This is a genomic window from Stenotrophomonas pictorum JCM 9942 (genome assembly GCF_001431585.1).
Taxonomy (GTDB): Bacteria; Pseudomonadota; Gammaproteobacteria; order Xanthomonadales; family Xanthomonadaceae; genus Stenotrophomonas; species Stenotrophomonas pictorum.
In genome coordinates, this window is the sequence record NZ_LLXS01000012.1 from 51,302 (window position 1) to 69,542 (window position 18,241).

General features: G+C 66.5%; 14 protein-coding genes and 1 pseudogene. 9 read left to right on the forward strand and 6 right to left on the reverse strand.

Going from position 1 to position 18,241, the window contains the following annotated elements; all coding sequences use genetic code 11:
- Positions 1-63: 63 nt before the first annotated feature.
- Entirely contained in the window at positions 64-1,170 is a 1,107-nt protein-coding gene (locus tag ARC78_RS05245) for an OmpA family protein (protein ID WP_054657988.1), read from the reverse strand.
- Positions 1,171-1,555: 385 nt separating this feature from the next.
- Here ARC78_RS05245 and ARC78_RS05250 point away from each other — a divergent pair, with 385 nt between their 5' ends.
- From ARC78_RS05250 to ARC78_RS05270, 5 genes are all read left to right on the forward strand, one after another.
- Positions 1,556-2,581 (forward strand): zinc-binding alcohol dehydrogenase family protein, encoded by a 1,026-nt coding sequence (locus ARC78_RS05250; RefSeq protein WP_054657990.1) that lies wholly within the window; start codon positions 1,556-1,558, stop codon positions 2,579-2,581.
- Between the two features lie 104 nt (positions 2,582-2,685).
- A complete protein-coding gene (gene yczE, locus ARC78_RS05255) occupies positions 2,686-3,303 on the forward strand; it encodes a membrane protein YczE (protein WP_054657992.1) in 618 nt (205 codons plus the stop codon).
- Between the two features lie 390 nt (positions 3,304-3,693).
- The gene (locus tag ARC78_RS05260; protein WP_057505876.1) at positions 3,694-5,724 is read left to right on the forward strand and encodes an NADPH-dependent 2,4-dienoyl-CoA reductase; all 2,031 of its coding nucleotides are present in this window, start codon (positions 3,694-3,696) and stop codon (positions 5,722-5,724) included.
- 454 nt (positions 5,725-6,178) lie between these two features.
- On the forward strand, positions 6,179-6,637 hold the full coding sequence (locus tag ARC78_RS05265; RefSeq protein WP_054660722.1) for a cell wall hydrolase: 459 nt from the start codon (positions 6,179-6,181) through the stop codon (positions 6,635-6,637).
- 101 nt (positions 6,638-6,738) lie between these two features.
- On the forward strand, positions 6,739-7,356 hold the full coding sequence (locus ARC78_RS05270; protein ID WP_054660724.1) for a glutathione S-transferase family protein: 618 nt from the start codon (positions 6,739-6,741) through the stop codon (positions 7,354-7,356).
- 93 nt (positions 7,357-7,449) lie between these two features.
- Here ARC78_RS05270 and ARC78_RS05275 read toward each other — a convergent pair whose 3' ends face one another.
- Positions 7,450-7,929: a hypothetical protein gene (locus ARC78_RS05275; RefSeq protein ID WP_054658427.1), complete on the reverse strand. Its 480-nt coding sequence runs from the start codon at positions 7,927-7,929 to the stop codon at positions 7,450-7,452.
- A 135-nt stretch (positions 7,930-8,064) separates the two neighbouring features.
- Positions 8,065-9,957 (reverse strand): annotated as a pseudogene (gene prpE, locus ARC78_RS05280) (propionate--CoA ligase); the annotation flags it as partial.
- A 442-nt stretch (positions 9,958-10,399) separates the two neighbouring features.
- On the opposite strand from prpE, the gene ARC78_RS05285 reads away from it, so the two are divergent.
- On the forward strand, positions 10,400-11,698 hold the full coding sequence (locus ARC78_RS05285) for a M14 family zinc carboxypeptidase (RefSeq protein WP_158499974.1): 1,299 nt from the start codon (positions 10,400-10,402) through the stop codon (positions 11,696-11,698).
- Positions 11,699-11,719: 21 nt separating this feature from the next.
- Here the strand turns inward: ARC78_RS05285 and ARC78_RS05290 are convergent, their stop codons facing one another.
- The 3 genes from ARC78_RS05290 to ARC78_RS05300 form a co-directional block, all read right to left on the reverse strand.
- Entirely contained in the window at positions 11,720-12,343 is a 624-nt protein-coding gene (locus ARC78_RS05290; RefSeq protein WP_054658423.1) for an RluA family pseudouridine synthase, read from the reverse strand.
- A 107-nt stretch (positions 12,344-12,450) separates the two neighbouring features.
- A complete protein-coding gene (locus tag ARC78_RS05295) occupies positions 12,451-13,434 on the reverse strand; it encodes a malate dehydrogenase (RefSeq protein WP_054658421.1) in 984 nt (327 codons plus the stop codon).
- A 117-nt stretch (positions 13,435-13,551) separates the two neighbouring features.
- Positions 13,552-14,046, reverse strand: coding sequence for a peptidylprolyl isomerase (locus ARC78_RS05300; protein ID WP_054658419.1), 495 nt, complete (start codon positions 14,044-14,046; stop codon positions 13,552-13,554).
- A 211-nt stretch (positions 14,047-14,257) separates the two neighbouring features.
- Here ARC78_RS05300 and typA point away from each other — a divergent pair, with 211 nt between their 5' ends.
- The 3 genes from typA to ARC78_RS05315 are packed head-to-tail and all read left to right on the forward strand — an operon-like array spanning position 14,258 to position 18,225.
- Positions 14,258-16,087, forward strand: coding sequence for a translational GTPase TypA (gene typA / locus ARC78_RS05305; RefSeq protein WP_054658417.1), 1,830 nt, complete (start codon positions 14,258-14,260; stop codon positions 16,085-16,087).
- A 5-nt stretch (positions 16,088-16,092) separates the two neighbouring features.
- Complete coding sequence (locus tag ARC78_RS05310) at positions 16,093-16,566, forward strand: DUF7144 family membrane protein (RefSeq protein ID WP_054658415.1); 474 nt, start codon at positions 16,093-16,095, stop codon at positions 16,564-16,566.
- A gap of 45 nt (positions 16,567-16,611) precedes the next feature.
- Positions 16,612-18,225, forward strand: a complete 1,614-nt coding sequence (locus tag ARC78_RS05315; protein ID WP_057505877.1) for an amidase — start codon at positions 16,612-16,614, stop codon at positions 18,223-18,225.
- Positions 18,226-18,241: the final 16 nt, after the last annotated feature.

The following is an 18,241-nucleotide window of genomic DNA, read 5'->3' on the forward strand; positions in this document are numbered from 1 at the left end:
GCCAAAACAAAAAACAAGGCCCGGCAATGCCGGGCCTTGTTGTGTCTCAACTGTAGCGTCCGATCAGTTCTGGACGTTCAGCTCGGTGCGACGGTTCTTGGCGCGACCTTCCGGATTGTCCGAACCATCCGGGTTGGTGTTCGGAGCAATCGGGCGGCTCTCGCCGTAGCCGATCGGGCCGACCATACGCGAGGTGTCAACACCGTTGTCCTTCAGGTAGTCGTACACCGCCGCAGCGCGACGCTCCGACAGCTTCTGGTTGTACGCGTCGGTGCCCTTCGAGTCGGTGTGACCGGCCACTTCAACACGCAGATCCGGGTAACGCTTCAGGATCTCGGCGGCTTCGCCCAGGATCGCAACAGCGTCCGGACGCAGGGTGGCCTTGTCGAAGTCGAAGTTCACGCCCTTCAGATCGATCGACACCGGCACCGGGCAACCGTCCGGACCAATGGTCTGGCCAGGCTGCGAGGTCGGGCACTTGTCGTCGCAGTTGTTGACGCCGTCACCGTCGTCGTCCAGGTCAGCGCAGCTCGGCGCGACCGGAGCCGGAGCCGGAGCAACTGCGGCGACCGGAGCCGGCCCCAGCGGGATCACGACGCCGACCGAAGCCAGCACGTCGCCGAACCAATCCTGCTGGTCGCCAGCTGCGGCGGTAGCAACGCTCTGGTCGTCGAAGTCGGCGCGGTAGGCCAACTCGGCACGCACGGCGACGCGCTTTTCAAACGTGGTCTGCAGACCCACACCGACCTTGGCAGCCAGGTTGCCGTCCTTGCGCTGGGCCGGCGAGTCGACCGAGTTGATCACATATTCTTCTTCCGACTTCTGGTAGCCCAGACCTGCCAGCAGGTACGGGTTCCAGCCACGGCCGTCCTGGATGAAGTGGCGACGCAGGTCCAGCGAAACGCCGTACTGCGACCAGTTCAGATCCTGGTTGTTGTCGAAGTTCGGGTTCTGGTAGTTCAGCTCACCGTCCAGCGACCAGTTCGGGCTGATGAACTTGCCCAGACCCAGGGTTGCGAACGGAGCATCGTTGGTGCCACGGTCGTTGTCCTGGAAGTTGAAACCAGCAGCACCGGTCAGGTACCAGCGATCATCGAATTCCTGGGCCGAAGCGGCCTGGGCGAATGCAAGACCACCCAGCAGTGCGGCGGTAAGAATCTTCTTATTCATGAATACAACTCCTTGTGTTTCGGGGGTATGAAACCGGTAGAGGCATGGTCCAGCACAGCGATTTCATTCGTCGCGTTCAGAGACGGCCGTTTCCGCACGCCATCGCGATAAACAGTATTCGCAGGGCCGTGAAGACGATGTTAACGGCTGCGTAACAATTTGCACGGCCATCCAGTCCGTACGCTTCCGGCTGAGCGCACCGTATACAGCTTCGTCAAACCCCGCAAGATCGAGCCTTGGCAAGGGCTCCCGGCCAATTGCTGCAGCGCAGGGTCCTTTTGCCATGCAAGCCCTTGAAATTCAGTGTCGAATACCTGCGTAAGCGGCAGCTGAACAGTCCACTGCGTATCATGTCCCTGCCCCCACTGCGACGGAACTTTTCCGCATGAAAGCTGTTGGCCTGAGCCGCTATCTCCCCATCGTCGATCCCGCCTCGCTGGAAGATGTCGATCTGCCTGATCCGGGCGCTCCCCAAGGCCAGGATGTGCTGGTCAGTGTGCAGGCGGTTTCGGTCAACCCCGTCGATACCAAGCTGCGCGCGCCCAGGCCCGGCGAAGAACGTCAGCCAAAGGTGCTGGGGTTCGACGCGGCCGGCATTGTGGTGGCCGTGGGACCGGAGGCGACCGCGTTTGAAGCGGGTGACGAGGTCTACTACGCCGGCGATGTCACCCGCCCGGGCTGCAACGCCCAGCTGCAGCTGGTGGACGAGCGCCTGATCGGGCGCAAACCCGCCACGCTGGATTTCGCCGAAGCCGCCGCGCTGCCGCTGACCACACTGACCGCGTGGGAGCTGCTGTTCCAGCGCATGCCGTTCCAGCTCGATGGCAAGCGCCATTGCGGCCGCAGCTTGCTGGTCATCGGTGGGGCCGGTGGTGTCGGCTCGATGGCGATCCAGCTGGGCCGCCATGCCGGCTTCACCGTCATCGCCACCGCCTCGCGCGAGGAAACCCGCAGCTGGTGCCGGCAGATGGGAGCCGATCATGTGATCGACCATCGCCAGCCGTTGGCGCCGCAGTTGCAGGCGCTGGGCATTGCACAGGTGGATGCCGCGCTCAACCTGGCCGACACCGACCACTACTGGCAACAGCTCGGCCAGTTGCTGGCGCCGCAAGGTCACGTCGGCCTGGTGGTCGAACCCAAGGGGGAGCTGCACATCGGCGATCCCTACAAGGCCAAGTGCATCGGCATCCACTGGGAATTCATGTTCGCGCGCGCCCGCTTCCGCACCGCCGACATGGTCGAGCAGCACCGCATTCTCACCCGTGCGGCCAGCCTGATCGATGCCGGCGAGTTGCGCACGACCTTGACCCGGCGCCTGGGGCCGATCACCGCGGCCAATCTGCGCGAGGCACATGCGCTGCTGGAATCGGGCCGCACCATCGGCAAACTGGCCCTGGAGGGCTGGGACTGATCCCGCGCCCCTGAACCGCCACCACCGCATGCGCCGGCCCGACGGCGGTGCATGTCGCCCTTACCCGGCCCGCGGCAATGCGGGCCGCTCACGTCTGTCATCCGATGCCCACCCTGACGTTCACCAAGCGCCTGCTGCAGCTGTTGCTGGGGCTGTTCCTGTTCGGCATCGCGTCGGCGCTGATGATCCGCGCCAACCTCGGTATTGCGCCGTGGGATGTACTGGGCCAGGGCATTGCCGTCCGCAGCGGTCTGTCGTTCGGCCTGGCCACCAATCTGATCGGCGCCGCTGTACTGCTGATGTGGTGGCCGCTGCGACAGAAGCCCGGGTTGGGCACACTGCTGAACGTGCTGATGATCGGCCCCAGCGCGCAACTCGGATTGACCGTGCTGCCAACCGTGAACGGACTGGGGTGGCAACTGCTGGTGTTTGCCGCCGGGCTGGTGCTGATGGCCACCGCCACCGGTCTCTATATAGGAGCGCGTTTCGGCCCCGGCCCCCGCGACGGCCTGATGACCGGCCTGCACGCACGTACCGGCCGGGCGATCTGGCAGGTGCGCACACTGATTGAGGCCACCGCGCTGCTCATCGGCGGATGGCTGGGCGGGAATATCGGCTGGGGCACGCTGGTCTTCGCGTTGCTGATCGGCCCGCTGTGCGGGCTCACGTTGCCGCTGTTCGACCGGCAACGGCGCCCGCTCGACCTCCCGCTGGCCCGATGAGGTCCGTGGCCCAGCCTCTGTGTGGCCAGCACCGGCTGGCATAGATGCCCTTTCCCGCAGCGCCACCTGCCCCGCCATATGGCGTGTCGTGGCAGCGGTGGCTGTACCGGTAATGGTCCTTGTGCCTGCGGGCTGCCCGCCCCTGCCAACCCGGCAGCTTCGGTACTTCCCGTGGCAGCGGCATGCGCGCGGGGGCGTACAGCCATGCGAACCGCGTCAGCACCTGCCCGCCATCGACAGAGCGTACGGAGGCCGCCCCACCGGCGGCGCAAACTCTTCCGGAGATGCCACGGTCGTTGACCACACCACGCCGCCCGGCGCTGGCAACGATTGAGAAACAGGCCGATTGGCAGTAAGAATGGGCACATTCCATACGCAAGCGTATCCCACATGACGCCCGCCACCGACACCGCCTATCCACACCTGTTCACCCCTCTGGACCTGGGCTTCACCCGGCTGCGCAACCGCATCCTGATGGGCTCGATGCACACCGGACTGGAGGACCATGCCCGCGATTTTCCCAAGCTGGCTGCCTATTTCGGCGAGCGCGCGGCCGGTGGCGCGGCGCTGCTGGTGACCGGCGGGTTCGCGCCGAATGTGGTGGGCTGGCTGGCGCCGTTCGGCAGCAAGCTGTCGTGGCGATGGGAAGTGGGCCGCCACCGCCAGGTGACCACGGCGGTGCATACGCATGGCGCGAAGATCTGCCTGCAGCTGCTGCATGCCGGCCGCTACGGCTACCACCCGTTGCAGGTGGCACCGTCGAAACTGAAGGCTCCGATCAATCCGTTCACGCCGCGCGCGCTGTCGTCCGGTGGCGTGGAACGGCATATCGCCGACTACGCCCGTGCTGCGAAGTACGCGCGCGAGGCGGGCTATGACGGCGTGGAGGTGATGGGCTCGGAAGGCTATCTGATCAACGAGTTCATCGCCCCGCGCACCAACGGCCGCAGCGATGTCTGGGGCGGTGACGCGACCAAGCGCATGCGCTTTGCGGTGGAGATCGTGCGTCGCATCCGTGAGGCCTGCGGCCCGGACTTCATCATCATCTACCGGCTGTCGCTGGTGGACCTGGTCGAGGACGGCAGCAACTGGGAAGAGATCGTGCAGCAGGCCAAGGCGATCGAAGCGGCTGGCGCGACCCTGATCAACTCCGGTATCGGCTGGCACGAGGCGCGCATCCCGACCATCGCCACCTCGGTACCGCGCGCCGCGTTTGCCGGCGTCACCGCCAAGCTCAAGCCACACGTGGGCATTCCGCTGATCGCCACCAACCGTATCAACATGCCGGACGTGGCCGAAGGCATCCTCGCCGGCGGTGGTGCCGACATGGTGTCGCTGGCGCGGCCGCTGCTGGCCGATCCGCAATGGCCGGCCAAGGCCCGCGCCGGCAAGCCGGAGGCGATCAACACCTGCATCGCCTGCAACCAGGCCTGTCTGGATCACGTGTTCCAGCAGAAGCGCGCCAGCTGCCTGGTCAATCCCCGCGCCGCGCATGAAACCGAGCTGGTCTACCTGCCGACCAGCGCGCCCAAGCGTGTTGCGGTGGTCGGCGCCGGCCCGGCCGGGCTGGCCTGCGCCACCGTGGCCGCCGAGCGCGGCCATCAGGTGACCCTGTTCGATGCGGCCGGCGAGATCGGCGGCCAGTTCAACGTGGCCAAGCGCATCCCCGGCAAGGAGGAATTCCACGAGACGCTGCGCTACTTCCGCCATCAGCTGGCCGAAACCGGGGTCGATATGCGCTTGAACACCCGCGCCGATGTCGAGGCATTGAGCAGCTTCGACGAGGTGGTGATCGCCACCGGCATCACCCCGCGCAAGGCCAGCTTCCCCGGCGCTGACCACCCGATGGTGGTCAGCTATCTGGATGTGCTGCTGGGCCGGGTAACGGCTGCCGACAAGGTGGCGATCATCGGCGCTGGCGGCATCGGCTTCGATGTTGGCGAGTTCCTGGTGCATGAAGGGCCGTCCCCGGCGCTGGATCCGGCCCGCTGGATGGCCGAATGGGGCGTGGATGCCACCTTCGAAACCCGCGGATCACTGGCCCGGCCGCAGCCCGCGACCGCCGCGCGCCAGGTCTGGCTGCTGCAGCGCAGCCCCGGCAAGCCCGGCGCGCGGCTGGGCAAGACCACCGGCTGGATCCACCGCGCCACGCTCAAGGCCAAGGGCGTGCAGATGCTCGGCGGGGTCGAATATCTGGGCGTGGACGACAGGGGCCTGCGCATCCGCGTGGACGGCAGCGAGCAGCTGCTGGAAGTGGGCACCGTGGTGGTCTGCGCCGGCCAGGAGCCGCGCCGGGATCTGGCCGATGCACTGCGCGCGGCCGGTCGCCCGGTGCACATCATCGGCGGCGCCGACGTGGCCGCCGAGCTGGATGCCAAACGCGCGATCGACCAAGGCAGCCGCCTGGCGGCCGCGCTCTGAGCACGCGGCGGACGGCCCCCTTGCCGGCGGGGCTCGGCCGATGGGGCCGGCGCCGGCAATCGGCCTGTTTGAGCGGCTTATAGCGCTGAAAACGCGATGCGTATCACGCATTTTCCCCGCTGAAATGGGGAAATCAGGGCCTCCGCGCCGTGCTGCGTGGCGCCCGCCCAAAATGTGAATACGCAAAACCGGCGCCCATTCGGCTTCAGATGCAAACCTGAATGTCAAGAAATAACGTTCAGGATGAGTTTTGGATTCGCCCCCTACCTTGCGCGCACTTCTCGCTCACCCCCAGTCCCGGTGAGCCAGGCGCGGCCCTCCCACATCTGATGGAGAGCCGCCCACGGGGCGGCCCCGATGCCATGGCCGCCTCCCCATAACGCCAAGTCCGACGTGCCGTTCTGCTCCATTCCCGGAGCAGGTTGCCGCGGGCCCATACGGAGCAAGGAGATTTATGAAACTGGCCTGGATTCTCTGGCTGTCGCAGATGTTGCCGCAGCCGGCTGCCGATTCGCTGTGCTTGAGTACCACCGTCTATCTGGAAGCCCGCGACCAGACCCTGCGCGGCCAGCAGGCCGTGGCCGAAGTCGCCCTGCGGCGGCTGGACAGCGGCCTGTGGGGCGACTCGATGTGCCAGGTGGTGACCGCGCGCAAGCAGTTCGCCCCGACCCTGGTCGCCCCCGGCACCCAGCTGCGCAACAACGATGCCTGGGCGGAAGCCGTTGACGTGGCCTTTGCCGCCGAGCGCAACTGGGCACTGCCCGTGGGCGAACGCAAGGAGATCGTGCCCGGCGCCAGCCATTTCGCCGCCCATGCCATCGCCAGCCCGAGCTGGCGCAACGCCTACCAGGTCGCGGTCATCGGCGGCCACACCTTCTATAAGGTGCAGTCGCTCAAGCCCCGCAACTCCTGAGCAGATTGAACGCGTGGCGCACTGTCTGTGCTACGCATGGCCACAAACGGCAGCGCGCTTGTAGCGATAATGCGGAGTCCCATCCCTTCGACAGGATTCCCATGAAGCTCTACACCAAGCCCGGCGCCTGCTCGCTGGCCGACCATATCGCGCTGATCTGGTCCGGCCTGCCGTTTGAAGTCCAGATCGTGGATATGCCGACCATGAAGTCGCCCGAGTTCCTGGCGATGAATCCTTCCGGCGCGGTGCCGGTGCTGGAAGACGGCGGCTGGGTGCTGACCCAGAACGCGGCGATCCTGCACTACATCTGCGACAAGGCGCCGGCCGCCGGCCTGGACGGTGGCAGCGAGCCGCGCACCCGCGCCGAAGTAAACCGCTGGCTGTCCTTCGTCAACGCCGATCTGCACCCGGTGTACTACCCGATCTTCGGTTCGACCCGGTATCTGGAAGACGAGGCGGTGATCGCCCGCACCCAGCAGAACGCGCGCGACAGGCTCAAGGCCCTGTACCAGCGGGTGAACGACCGTCTGGCGCAGGTGGACTGGCTCGGCGGCACGTCGCGTCCGTCCATCGCCGATGCCTACACCTATGTAACGCTGCGCTGGGCGCGCGGGCTGAAGCTCGACCTGGCCGGCATGGATGCGCTGGACCGCTTCGAGCAGCGCATGCAGGCCGATCCGGCGGTGCAGGCCGCCCTGAAGGCCGAAGGTCTGGTCTGACCGGCCGGCGCGCTGCGGACGGCCTGCACACCGCCGTCTGAAAACCACGGCCGCCGGCCTCACGCTGGCGGCCGTGGGCGTTTCAGGCCCGCCTCAGCCCAACACCAGCGCGCGGGTTTCCTCCAGCCAGCGGGTGGCAAAGGCCGGGCTCTTGGCCTTGCCCAACGCACCGGCCAGTTCCGGCCACAGCTGCTCCAGTGCGACCGCGGTCTTGCTGCGCTCGATCTTCAACTGGATCAGATAGCCTTTCAGCCCCAAGTGCTTGCGCACCGATTCGGCCATCCAGTCGCGCAGCTGCTGGTAGCGCAACGGATCATCGCCCAGCTGCGTGGTCACCGGCAGCGCCGGTTTGATCTCGGCACTGCCGCCCACCGCTTCGATCAGTTCCAGCGACGCCAGTTGCACCAGAACATCCCCGGGTGCACGCAGGCCCTGCGCCATCTGCGACAGTTCATGCTCATCGCGCTGGCCATCGACCAGCAGCAGCACCGAGCGCAACGCCGGCGCCAGACGCAGCCCACGGTCTTCGATCTCACGACGGCCAGCGGCCGTCTTGGCATAGATGAATGCCATTCCCCCTCCCACGGTTCATACATCGCAAACACGGCGCACACCGCGCAACCCGGAGCCCCCGCCCCGGATCACCTCACCTGCATGCGTACCGCCCCCTTGCGATCACTGCCGTTGCGGCCCCTCGGCCCGGCGGCGCTATATCCCCAGCGCGCGACGGATTTCCTCCAGCGCGCCCGGATCATCCAGTGTGGACAGATCCCCCGGGTCGCGCCGTTCAGCCAGGGCCTGCAGCGAACGCCGAAGCAGCTTACCCGAACGCGTCTTGGGAAGTGAATGGACGATATGGACCTGCGCCGGCCGCGCCACCGCCCCCAGCGAGGTGGTCACCGCCTGCAGCATTTCCGCTGCCAGCCGCGGCACCTCGTCCTCGGCCGCGGCCTGTTTGAGGGTGACGAACACCAGCGGCACCTGCCCCTTCAGCTCGTCATGGACGCCGATCACCGCCGCCTCGGCCACCCGCGGGTGGCTGGCGATGGCCTCCTCGATCTCGCGCGTGCCCAGCCGGTGGCCGGCGACATTGATCACATCGTCGGTGCGGCCGAGGATGAAGGTGTAGCCGTCCGCGTCGCGGATCGCCCAGTCCAGCGAGCTGTACAGCAGCTCGTTGAAGTGGCTGAAGTAGCTCTTGAGGAAGCGTTCGTCGTCGTTCCAGACCGTGCTCATGCAGCCCGGCGGCAGCGGCGGCTGGATCACCAGCACGCCCTTCTGCCCGGCCGGCACTTCGGCACCGCTCTGCTCGTCGATGATCTTCATCCGGTAGCCGAGGTTGGGGAAACCGGGCGAACCGAACCTCACCGGTTTCATCTCCAGGCCCGGCAGCAGGGTCAAGGCCGGCCAGCCGGTCTCGGTCTGCCAGTAGTTGTCGATCACCGGTTTGCGCAGCGCGCCGCTGATCCACTGCGCGGTGGGTTCATCCAGCGGCTCGCCGGCCAGGAACAGGTATTTCAGCTCGGACAGGTCGTGACGGTCGATGAAGTCCACGTCATGCTTCTTCAGCACCCGGATCGCGGTGGGGGAGGAGAACATCGTGCGCACTCCGTACTGCTCGCACAGCGCCCACCAGATGCCGGCGTCCGGTGTGGTCGGCAGCCCCTCGTACAGCAGTGAGGTGCAGCCACCGATCAACGGGCCGTAGACGTTGTAGGAATGTCCCACCGCCCAGCCGACATCGGAGGTGGAAAACATCACCTGCCCCGGCGCGCAGTCGAACACCGTGCGCATGGACTGCGCCATCGCCACCGCGTAGCCACCGACATCGCGCTGCACGCCTTTCGGCTTGCCGGTGGTGCCGGAGGTATAGAGCAGATAGCTGGGCTCGTTGGATTCCAGCCACACCACCGGCACTTCCGCATCACCGACCTGCGCGCGAAGCGCGGCATAGTCTTCATCGCGGCCGGCGATGCGCGGCTGGGCCGCATCCAGCCCGCGCGAAACGATCAGCACTTTCGGCGGCGGTGACTGGGCTTCGGCGCAGGCCGCATCGACCATCGGCTTGTAGGGAATGACCTTGCCACCGCGCATGCCGGCATCAGCGGTGATCAGCAGCTTGGGCGTGGCGTCGTCGATCCGCAGCGCCAGGTTGTGCGCGGCAAAACCACCAAACACCACCGAATGCACCGCGCCGATGCGCGCGCAGGCCAGCATCGCGAACACCGCCTCGGCCATGTTCGGCATATAGATGACCACGCGGTCGCCACGAACCACACCGAGCGTCTGCAGCACCGCGGCGAAGGCATTCACCTCGCGATGCAACTCGCGGTAGGTGATCTCGCGGGTGACATCGGTTTCGGTCGAGATGGCGACCAGTGCGAGCTGATCGCCGCGCGCGGGCAGATGCCGGTCCACCGCGTTGTAGCAGAGGTTGGTTTCCCCACCGACAAACCAGCGCCGGAACGGCGGGTTGGAATAGTCCAGGATCTGCTGCGGCGGGCGATGCCAATGGATCGCCTTGGCCTCTTCGGCCCAGAAGCTCTCCGGTTCTTCGATGGAACGGCGGTAGATCTGCTCGTACTGCACGACATCCTCCGGCACCTGCGCGTTTGATCCGAGCATAGTCCGCGCCCGTGCCCCGCTCCTTCCGACATTGGTCGTAGGAGACCTGCCAGACACGGGCAGGTGCGGCCCCAGTCAAAGCCGTCGCACCGTCCCCGACGCGGGCGACAGCGGCTTTCCGGCATGACCCGATCCTGCAACCACACTGCCCCTGTCTTTTCCGCGCTGCCGTTGCCGGCAATGCCAGCCCGCTTGCACGGCTTGCGGCTCGCAAGCGACGTCACTGAGCACCGGTCACCGCGCCAGCGCCGTGCGCGTGACACCGGCGTGACCGATGAGATGGGCCCCGGAAGCGGCGCCAGGATATGCCCAGCAGTTACGAGCGCAGCGCCATTGACACCGGGCCCCACACTCGCCGACGCTGCCGGCCTCGCTGTTCGTTGCCGTGCCCATGATCCGACCTGCGTTGATGCTCGCGATGTTGATGCTGCTTCCCCACGTCGCGTCCGCCGCGCCGGCAACCGCCAGCTCACCAGCCGAGCTGCCGCCACCGCCGGCATGGCTGGCCGTTGTGGAGGCCGACTATTCCCGCCACCACGTCGATGGTCTGTCCTCGCGCATCTTCACTGCGGAGCACTGGTGGGAAATCGCCACCCCGCTGCTGACGACGGAGGCCGGTTTCGAAATCGAGCCGATCGGCTACAGCGCCGAGGGCCGCCCGTTGCGCCATGTGCACTGGGGAGACGGCCCGACCCGCGTCCTGCTCTGGTCGCAGATGCATGGTGATGAAAGCACCGCCAGCATGGCGCTGGCCGATCTGTTCCGTTTTCTCGGCCAATCCCCGGCGCATCCGCTGGCAGATCGCCTGCGCCGGCAGCTGAGCCTGCACGTCGTGCCGATCCTCAATCCTGATGGCGCGGCCCGCTTCCAGCGCCGCAACGCGCAGGGCATCGACATCAATCGCGATGCCGCCGCGCTGGCCTCGCCGGAAGCCCGCGCGCTGAAGATGCTCCGTGATCGCCTGCAGCCGGCCTTCGGCTTCAACCTGCATGACCAGCGTCCCGGCTACCGCGTGGGCGACTCCGCACGTGGCACCGCGATCGCCCTGCTCGCGCCGCCGTTCAACGAACAGCGGGAAGTCAATGACGTGCGCGGACGCGCGATCGGTGTCTCGGCGCTGATCCGCGCCGCACTGGAACCGCGCATCGGCGGCCATATCGCCCGCTGGGACGACGAGTTCAACCCGCGCGCGTTCGGTGATCTGATGACGTACTGGGGCACCAGCACCGTGCTGATCGAATCCGGCGGCATCGAAGGCGATCCGCAGAAGCAGAAGCTGCGCAAACTGAACTTCCTCGCCCTGCTGGTGGCGCTGGATGCCATCGCCAGCGGCGACTACGCCAGCGCGCCTCACGCCCTGTACACCGGGCTGCCGGAGAACGGCGACGTGTGGCCCGATCTGCTGATTCGCGGCGCCACCCTCGCCAGCCCGGGCGTGGCACCGGCACGCGCCGACATCCTGGTGGAGTTCGAGCATGCCCTCAGCGGCGAAGGGGGCCGCATCACCGATATCGGCGATCTGGGCGCACGCTCTGCCCGCACGGTGATCGATGCGCGTGACCTCTACCTCACTCCCGTCCCGGGCAGCCGCCTGGTACACAACGCCCCGGCCCGATTCGCCCTGAGCCGGGACCCGGAAGGTCTCCAGGTGGTCTGGTCACTGCTGGACGATCTGGACACCACCCAACCGATGCCGGAAAACGCCGGGCGGCATTGAGCCGGCGCCAGCACCCGCAACTCAGAACGGCGCCGGTGACAGGAAGCGCAGCGGTTGTCCGGATTCGGGATGCACGAAAGCCAGCGCGCAGGCATGCAGCGCAACCCGCTCGGCCGGAGCCGCGCCGTAGAACACATCGCCGACGATCGGATGGCCGAGGCTGGCCATATGCACCCGCAACTGGTGGCTGCGGCCGGTCACCGGTTCCAGCGCCACCCGCGTACGCTGCGCGACGGCATCGCGCCCGATCACCCGCCAGCGCGTCAGCGCCGGTTTGCCAACCTCGAAATCGACGATCTGCCGCGGCCGGTTCGGCCAATCGCAGATCAGGGGCAGGGCCACCTCGCCGGCCTCGCCAGCCACCTCCCCTTCCAGCAGCGCCTCATAGCACTTTTCGACCTGGCGCCGCTCGAACAGTCCCGACAGCGCCGCCTGCATCGGCTTGCCGCGCGCATACAGCATCAGCCCGGACGTCACCTGGTCGAGCCGGTGCACGGTCAGGGCCTCCGGATACACCTGCTGCAGCCAGGCGATCACGCAATCCTGGCTCTCCGGCAGGCGCCCGGGCACGGACAACAGCCCGGCCGGCTTTTCCGCCACCAGCAGCTGCGCGTCCAGGTGATGCACGCTGATATCAGGGCTCATGACAACTCACATGCGAGCAACGCAACAGCGTCGCTTCGAACCGGAAAAACAATAAAAAACGGGGAAGCCCAAGCTTCCCCGTCGGTCACACCATCACACGTGTGGATTTACAGCAGGTCGGCAACGCCGGCGCGCTCTTCTTCCAGTTCGTTCAGGGTGATGTCGATGTACTTCTGCGAGAAGTCATCGATCGGCAGATCCTTGATGATGGTGTACTCGCCGTTCTCGGTGGTTACCGGGAAGCCGAACACGACGCCTTCCGGGATTCCGTAGGAGCCGTCGGACGGCACGCCCATGGTCACCCACTTACCGTTGCTGCCCAGCACCCAGTCATGGACGTGGTCGATGGCGGCATTGGCGGCCGACGCGGCCGAGGACAGGCCACGGGCGGCGATGATCGCCGCGCCACGCTTGCCGACGGTCGGGATGAAGGTATTGGCGTTCCATTCCTGGTCGTTGATCAGCTCGGCAACCTTGGCGCCGCCGGTGGTGGCGAAGCGGTAGTCCGGGTACATGGTCGGGCTGTGATTGCCCCACACGGTGAACTTCTCGAAGCTGTCCACGGTCTTGCCGGTCTTGGCGGCCAGCTGGCTCAGCGCACGGTTGTGGTCCAGGCGCAGCATGGCGGTGAAGTTCTTCGGGTTCAGGTCCGGGGCCGACTTCATGGCGATGTAGGCATTGGTGTTGGCCGGGTTGCCGACCACCAGCACCTTCACGTCACGCTTGGCGACGGCGTTCAGGGCCTTGCCCTGCACGGTGAAGATCTTGGCGTTTTCCAGCAGCAGGTCCTTGCGCTCCATGCCCGGACCGCGCGGACGCGCGCCGACCAGCAGGGCGACGTCCACATCCTTGAAGGCCACCAGCGGATCGGCGGTGGTCACCACGCCGGCCAGCAACGGGAACGCGCAGTCTTCCAGCTCCATGACCACGCCCTGCAGGGCGGCCTGGGCCTTTTCGTTGTCGATTTCCAGCAGCTGCAGGATGACCGGCTGGTCCTTGCCCAGCATTTCGCCGGAGGCGATGCGGAACAGCAGGGCGTAACCGATATTGCCGGCGGCGCCGGTGACGGCAACACGTACAGGAGTCTTCATGGGGGATTTCCTCTGCTTGATAAAGCGTGTGGGGTGAGAGTCTGCGCAGGTCGCCGTGCCGGGCACGGCGGCCGGATCAAAAACGGCCACCGGATGAAGGGTGGCCGTCGAAAGGAATCAGGCGGCGAGGATCTTGTTCCACTCGGCCACGCGGTCGGCCTTGGCGGCCAGCACCGCCTCGGCGTCGCCCTCGAGGGTGATCTTGTTGATCACGTCGCCCATGGCCACGCTGTCGACCACATCCATGCCTTCGAGCACCTTGCCGAACACGGTGTGCTTGCCATCGAGCCAATCGGTCTTGATGTGGGTGATGAAGAACTGGCTGCCGTTGGTCGACGGGCCGGCATTGGCCATGGACAGCACGCCGCGATCATGGCGCACGCCGTTCTTGGTCTCGTCCTCGAACCGGTAGCCCGGGCCGCCGCGGCCGGAGCCTTCCGGGCAGCCGCCCTGGATCATGAAATCGGCGATCACGCGGTGGAAGATCAGGCCGTCGTAGAAGCCATGCTTGACCAGGTTGACGAAGTTGGCCACGGTCAGCGGGGCCTTGTCGGCGAACAGCTCGACCTTGATGGGGCCGCGGGAGGTGTCGAAATGGGCGATCAGGGACATGGGAATCCTTGTGGGAGAAGACATTTTCGCTAGCCCCATAGGATACACCCGCCCCCGCACCCGGCGCTGCCCCTGCGGCCCTCACCTCTGCCGATGCCAGCTGAACCCCCGGTCCGGTCGATTTCACAGGTACTTTTCGCGATGGGGCCACATACCGGTATAATGTTGAACTCTTTTCCCCAATTCACGGCGCCGGCTGGCCGTCTTTCGCATGTCTATCGAAAATCTTCGCAACATCGCCATCGTCGCTCACGTGGACCATGGCAAGACCACCCTGGTTGACTGCCTGCTCAAGAACTCCGACACGCTGTCCGAGCGCACGGTGCTCGCCGAGCGCGTGATGGACAGCAACGACCAGGAAAAGGAACGCGGCATCACCATCCTGGCCAAGAACACGGCCATCAAGTGGAACGGCAACCGCATCAACATCGTCGACACCCCCGGACACGCCGACTTCGGCGGCGAAGTGGAGCGCGTGCTGTCGATGGTCGACTCGGTGCTGATCCTGGTCGACGCGATGGACGGCCCGATGCCGCAGACCCGTTTCGTCACCCAGAAGGCCTTCGCGATGGGCTTCAAGCCGATCGTCGTGGTCAACAAGGTCGACCGCCCGGGCGCGCGTCCGGAGTGGGTGATCGACCAGGTGTTCGACCTGTTCGACAAGCTCGGCGCCACCAATGAGCAGCTGGACTTCCCGATCGTCTACGCCTCGGGCCTGAACGGCTACGCCGGCCTGGAAGACACCGTGCGTTCGGGCGACATGACCCCGCTGTTCGAAGCGATCATGAAGTACGTGCCGGTGCCGGACGTGGATCCGGAAGGCCCGTTCCAGATGCGCATCAGCCAGCTGGACTACAACAATTTCGTCGGCGTGATCGGCATCGGCCGCATCCAGCGCGGCAAGCTGAAGAAGAACATGCCGGTCACCGTGATCGACCGCGAAGGCAAGAAGCGCAACGGCAAGGTGCTGCAGGTGCTGGGCTTCATGGGCCTAGAGCGGGTGGAAGTCGAAGAGGCCGAGGCCGGTGACATCGTCGCCATCTCCGGCATCCAGGAACTGACCATCTCCGACACCATCTGCCATCCGGATGCCCCGGAAGCGCTGCCGGCACTGACCGTCGACGAGCCGACCATCTCCATGACCTTCCAGGTCAACAACTCGCCGTTCGCCGGCAACAAGGACCTGTCCGGCGGCAAGTTCCTGACCAGCCGCCAGCTGAAGGAGCGCCTGGAGCGCGAGACCGTGCACAACGTGGCACTGAAGGTCGAGCAGCTGGAAGATGCGGACAAGTTCCTGGTCTCCGGCCGTGGCGAGCTGCACCTGTCGGTGCTGATCGAAACCATGCGTCGTGAAGGCTACGAACTGGCCGTGTCGCGCCCGGAAGTGATCATCAAGGAAATCGACGGCCAGATGATGGAGCCGATCGAGCAGCTGGTCGTCGATATCGAAGAACAGCACCAGGGCGGCGTGATGGAGAAGCTGGGCATCCGCAAGGGCCTGCTGAAGAACATGGAAGCCGACGGCAAGGGCCGTGTGCGCCTTGACTACATGATTCCGGCCCGCGGCCTGATCGGCTTCCAGAACGAGTTCAAGACCCTGACCCAGGGTTCGGGCCTGCTGTTCCACGTGTTCGACCATTACGGTCCGAAGGAACAGGGCGCCATCGCCAAGCGCCAGAACGGCGTGATGATCGCCAACGCCCCGGGCGCCACCCCGGCCTACGCGCTGGGCCCGCTGGAAGAGCGCGGCAAGCTGTTCGCCGCCGAAGGCGACAACGTGTACGAAGGCCAGCTGATCGGCATCCACTCCAAGGACAACGATCTGACCGTCAACGCGATCAAGACCAAGCCGCTGACCAACATGCGCGCGTCGGGCAAGGATGACGCGATCAAGCTGACCCCGGCCATCAAGTACACGCTGGAGCAGGCACTGGACTTCATCGAGGACGACGAGCTGGTCGAAGTCACCCCGAAGGAAATCCGCCTGCGCAAGAAGTTCCTGACCGAAAGCGACCGCAAGAAGGCCTCGCGCGCCGGCTGATTGCATTGACCGGCACGCCGCCCTACAACCCGGATCCGCATGCGCATCCGGGCCTGGCAGCCATCGCGCTGCTGGAAGCGGGAAAGGCCCTTGCGGCCTTTCTCGCCGCGGCCGGCCTGGAAGTGTCCGGGCCCGCCCCGCTGCGCACCGTCATCAACACCGTGATCCTGCGCCTTGGCGGCGATCCCGAGCACGGGTCATTCTCTTCGCTGCTCGGCCAGATCACTCCCGATACCGTCCACCTCGCCGCCACCGTACTGGCCGCTTATGGCCTGCTGCGTGCCGTGGAAGCGTGGGGGCTGTGGCGCGCCCATGCGTGGGCCTCGTGGCTGGGCTGCATCTCCGCGGCGCTGTATCTGCCACTGGATCTGTACGCCATCGTCAAACACCCTGGCTGGGCGTCGTGGCTGCTGCTGGCAGTCAACGTATTGGTGGTCTGGGTGCTGGCACGGGATATCCGCAAGCGCCACCTCGACTGAGCGCGGCATTTGCAAAGCCCCCTGCCGGCTGGCTAGCCTGCGCAGATGGACACCCCCTCGCGCCGCTCCCAGCCCTTCCTGCTGACCGCCCTGACCCTGCTGCTGGGCAGCGCCTGCACACGCACGCCAGTACCCGCCGACGTCCCCGTGGCGCCATTCGCCTATGCCGAAGCCCGCATCGACGATCTGCAGGCGCAGATGGCCCGCGGTGAGCTGGACAGCGTCACCCTGACCGAAGCCTACCTGCAGCGGATCGCCAGCCTGGACCGCAGCGGCCCACGCCTGCGCTCGGTACTGCTGATCAACCCCGCCGCCCGCCGCGAGGCTGCCCAGCGCGATGCCGAGCGGCGCAGCGGCCGTATCCGCGGCCCCCTGCATGGCTTGCCGATCCTGCTCAAGGACAATATCGACGCCACGCCAATGGCCACCACCGCCGGCTCATTGGCGCTGCGCTCATTCCACCCCGACGAGGACGCCTTTGTGGTGCAGCGGCTGCGCGAGGCCGGCGCGGTGATCCTGGGCAAGACCAATCTCAGCGAATGGGCCAACTTCCGCTCCAGCAGCTCCACTTCCGGCTGGAGCGCGGTAGGCGGCCAGACGCGCAACCCCTACGCACTGAGCCACAATCCCTGCGGCTCCAGCGCCGGCAGCGCGGTGGCGGTGGCGGCCAACCTGGCCGTGGCGGCCGTGGGCACCGAAACCGACGGCAGCATCGCCTGTCCGGCGGCAGTGAACGGGATCGTCGGACTCAAGCCGACCGTGGGACTGGTCAGCCGCGGCGGCATCGTACCGATCTCTTTCAGCCAGGACACCGCCGGCCCGATGACCCGCAGCGTCGCCGACAGCGCCATCCTGCTGGGCATCCTGGCCGGCCGCGACGGCGCCGACCCGGCGACCGCGACCATGCCCGGCCGGGCGGTGTACGACTACCATGCCCGCCTGCACCCGGACGCCCTGCGCGGAGCCCGCATCGGCGTACTGCGCCCCGCCCTGGTCGAACAGCCCGAGATCGCCGCAGTGTTCGCCCAGGCCATCGCCGCCCTGCGCGATGCCGGTGCCACGGTCATCGAAACCCGCATCCCTACCGAGGGCCAGTGGGAGCAGGACGAGCAGACCCTGCTGCTGTATGAATTCAAGGCCGGGCTGGAGCGTTACCTTGGCACCGCCAAGGCGCCAATCCGCACGCTGGAACAACTGATCGCCTTCAATCACGAACATGCCGCACGCGAAATGGCGCACTTCGACCAGGATCTGCTGGAGCAGGCCGCCCGCCAGGGCCCCCTCACCGATCCGGCCTATATCGCCGCCCGCACCCGCGCACGACGTCTTGCTGGTCCGCAGGGGATCGATGCCGCCCTGCAGGCAGACAGACTGGATGCACTGATCGCCCCGACTACCGGCACCGCATGGCTGACCACGCCCGGCCAGGGCGATGCATTTCCCGGCGGCAGCTACAGCGCCGCAGCCGTGGCCGGCTATCCGAGCCTGAGCGTGCCGATGGGGCACGCCAATGGCCTGCCGCTGGGGCTTCTGTTCATGGGAACGGCCTGGAGCGAGCCCAGGCTGCTGGCGCTGGGCTACGCCTATGAACAGCTCACCCAGGCCCGGCGGCCACCGGCGTTTTCCGCCAGCCCCGCCGCGCCGGCCCGCCGACACTGAGTCCGACGGGCGCCAC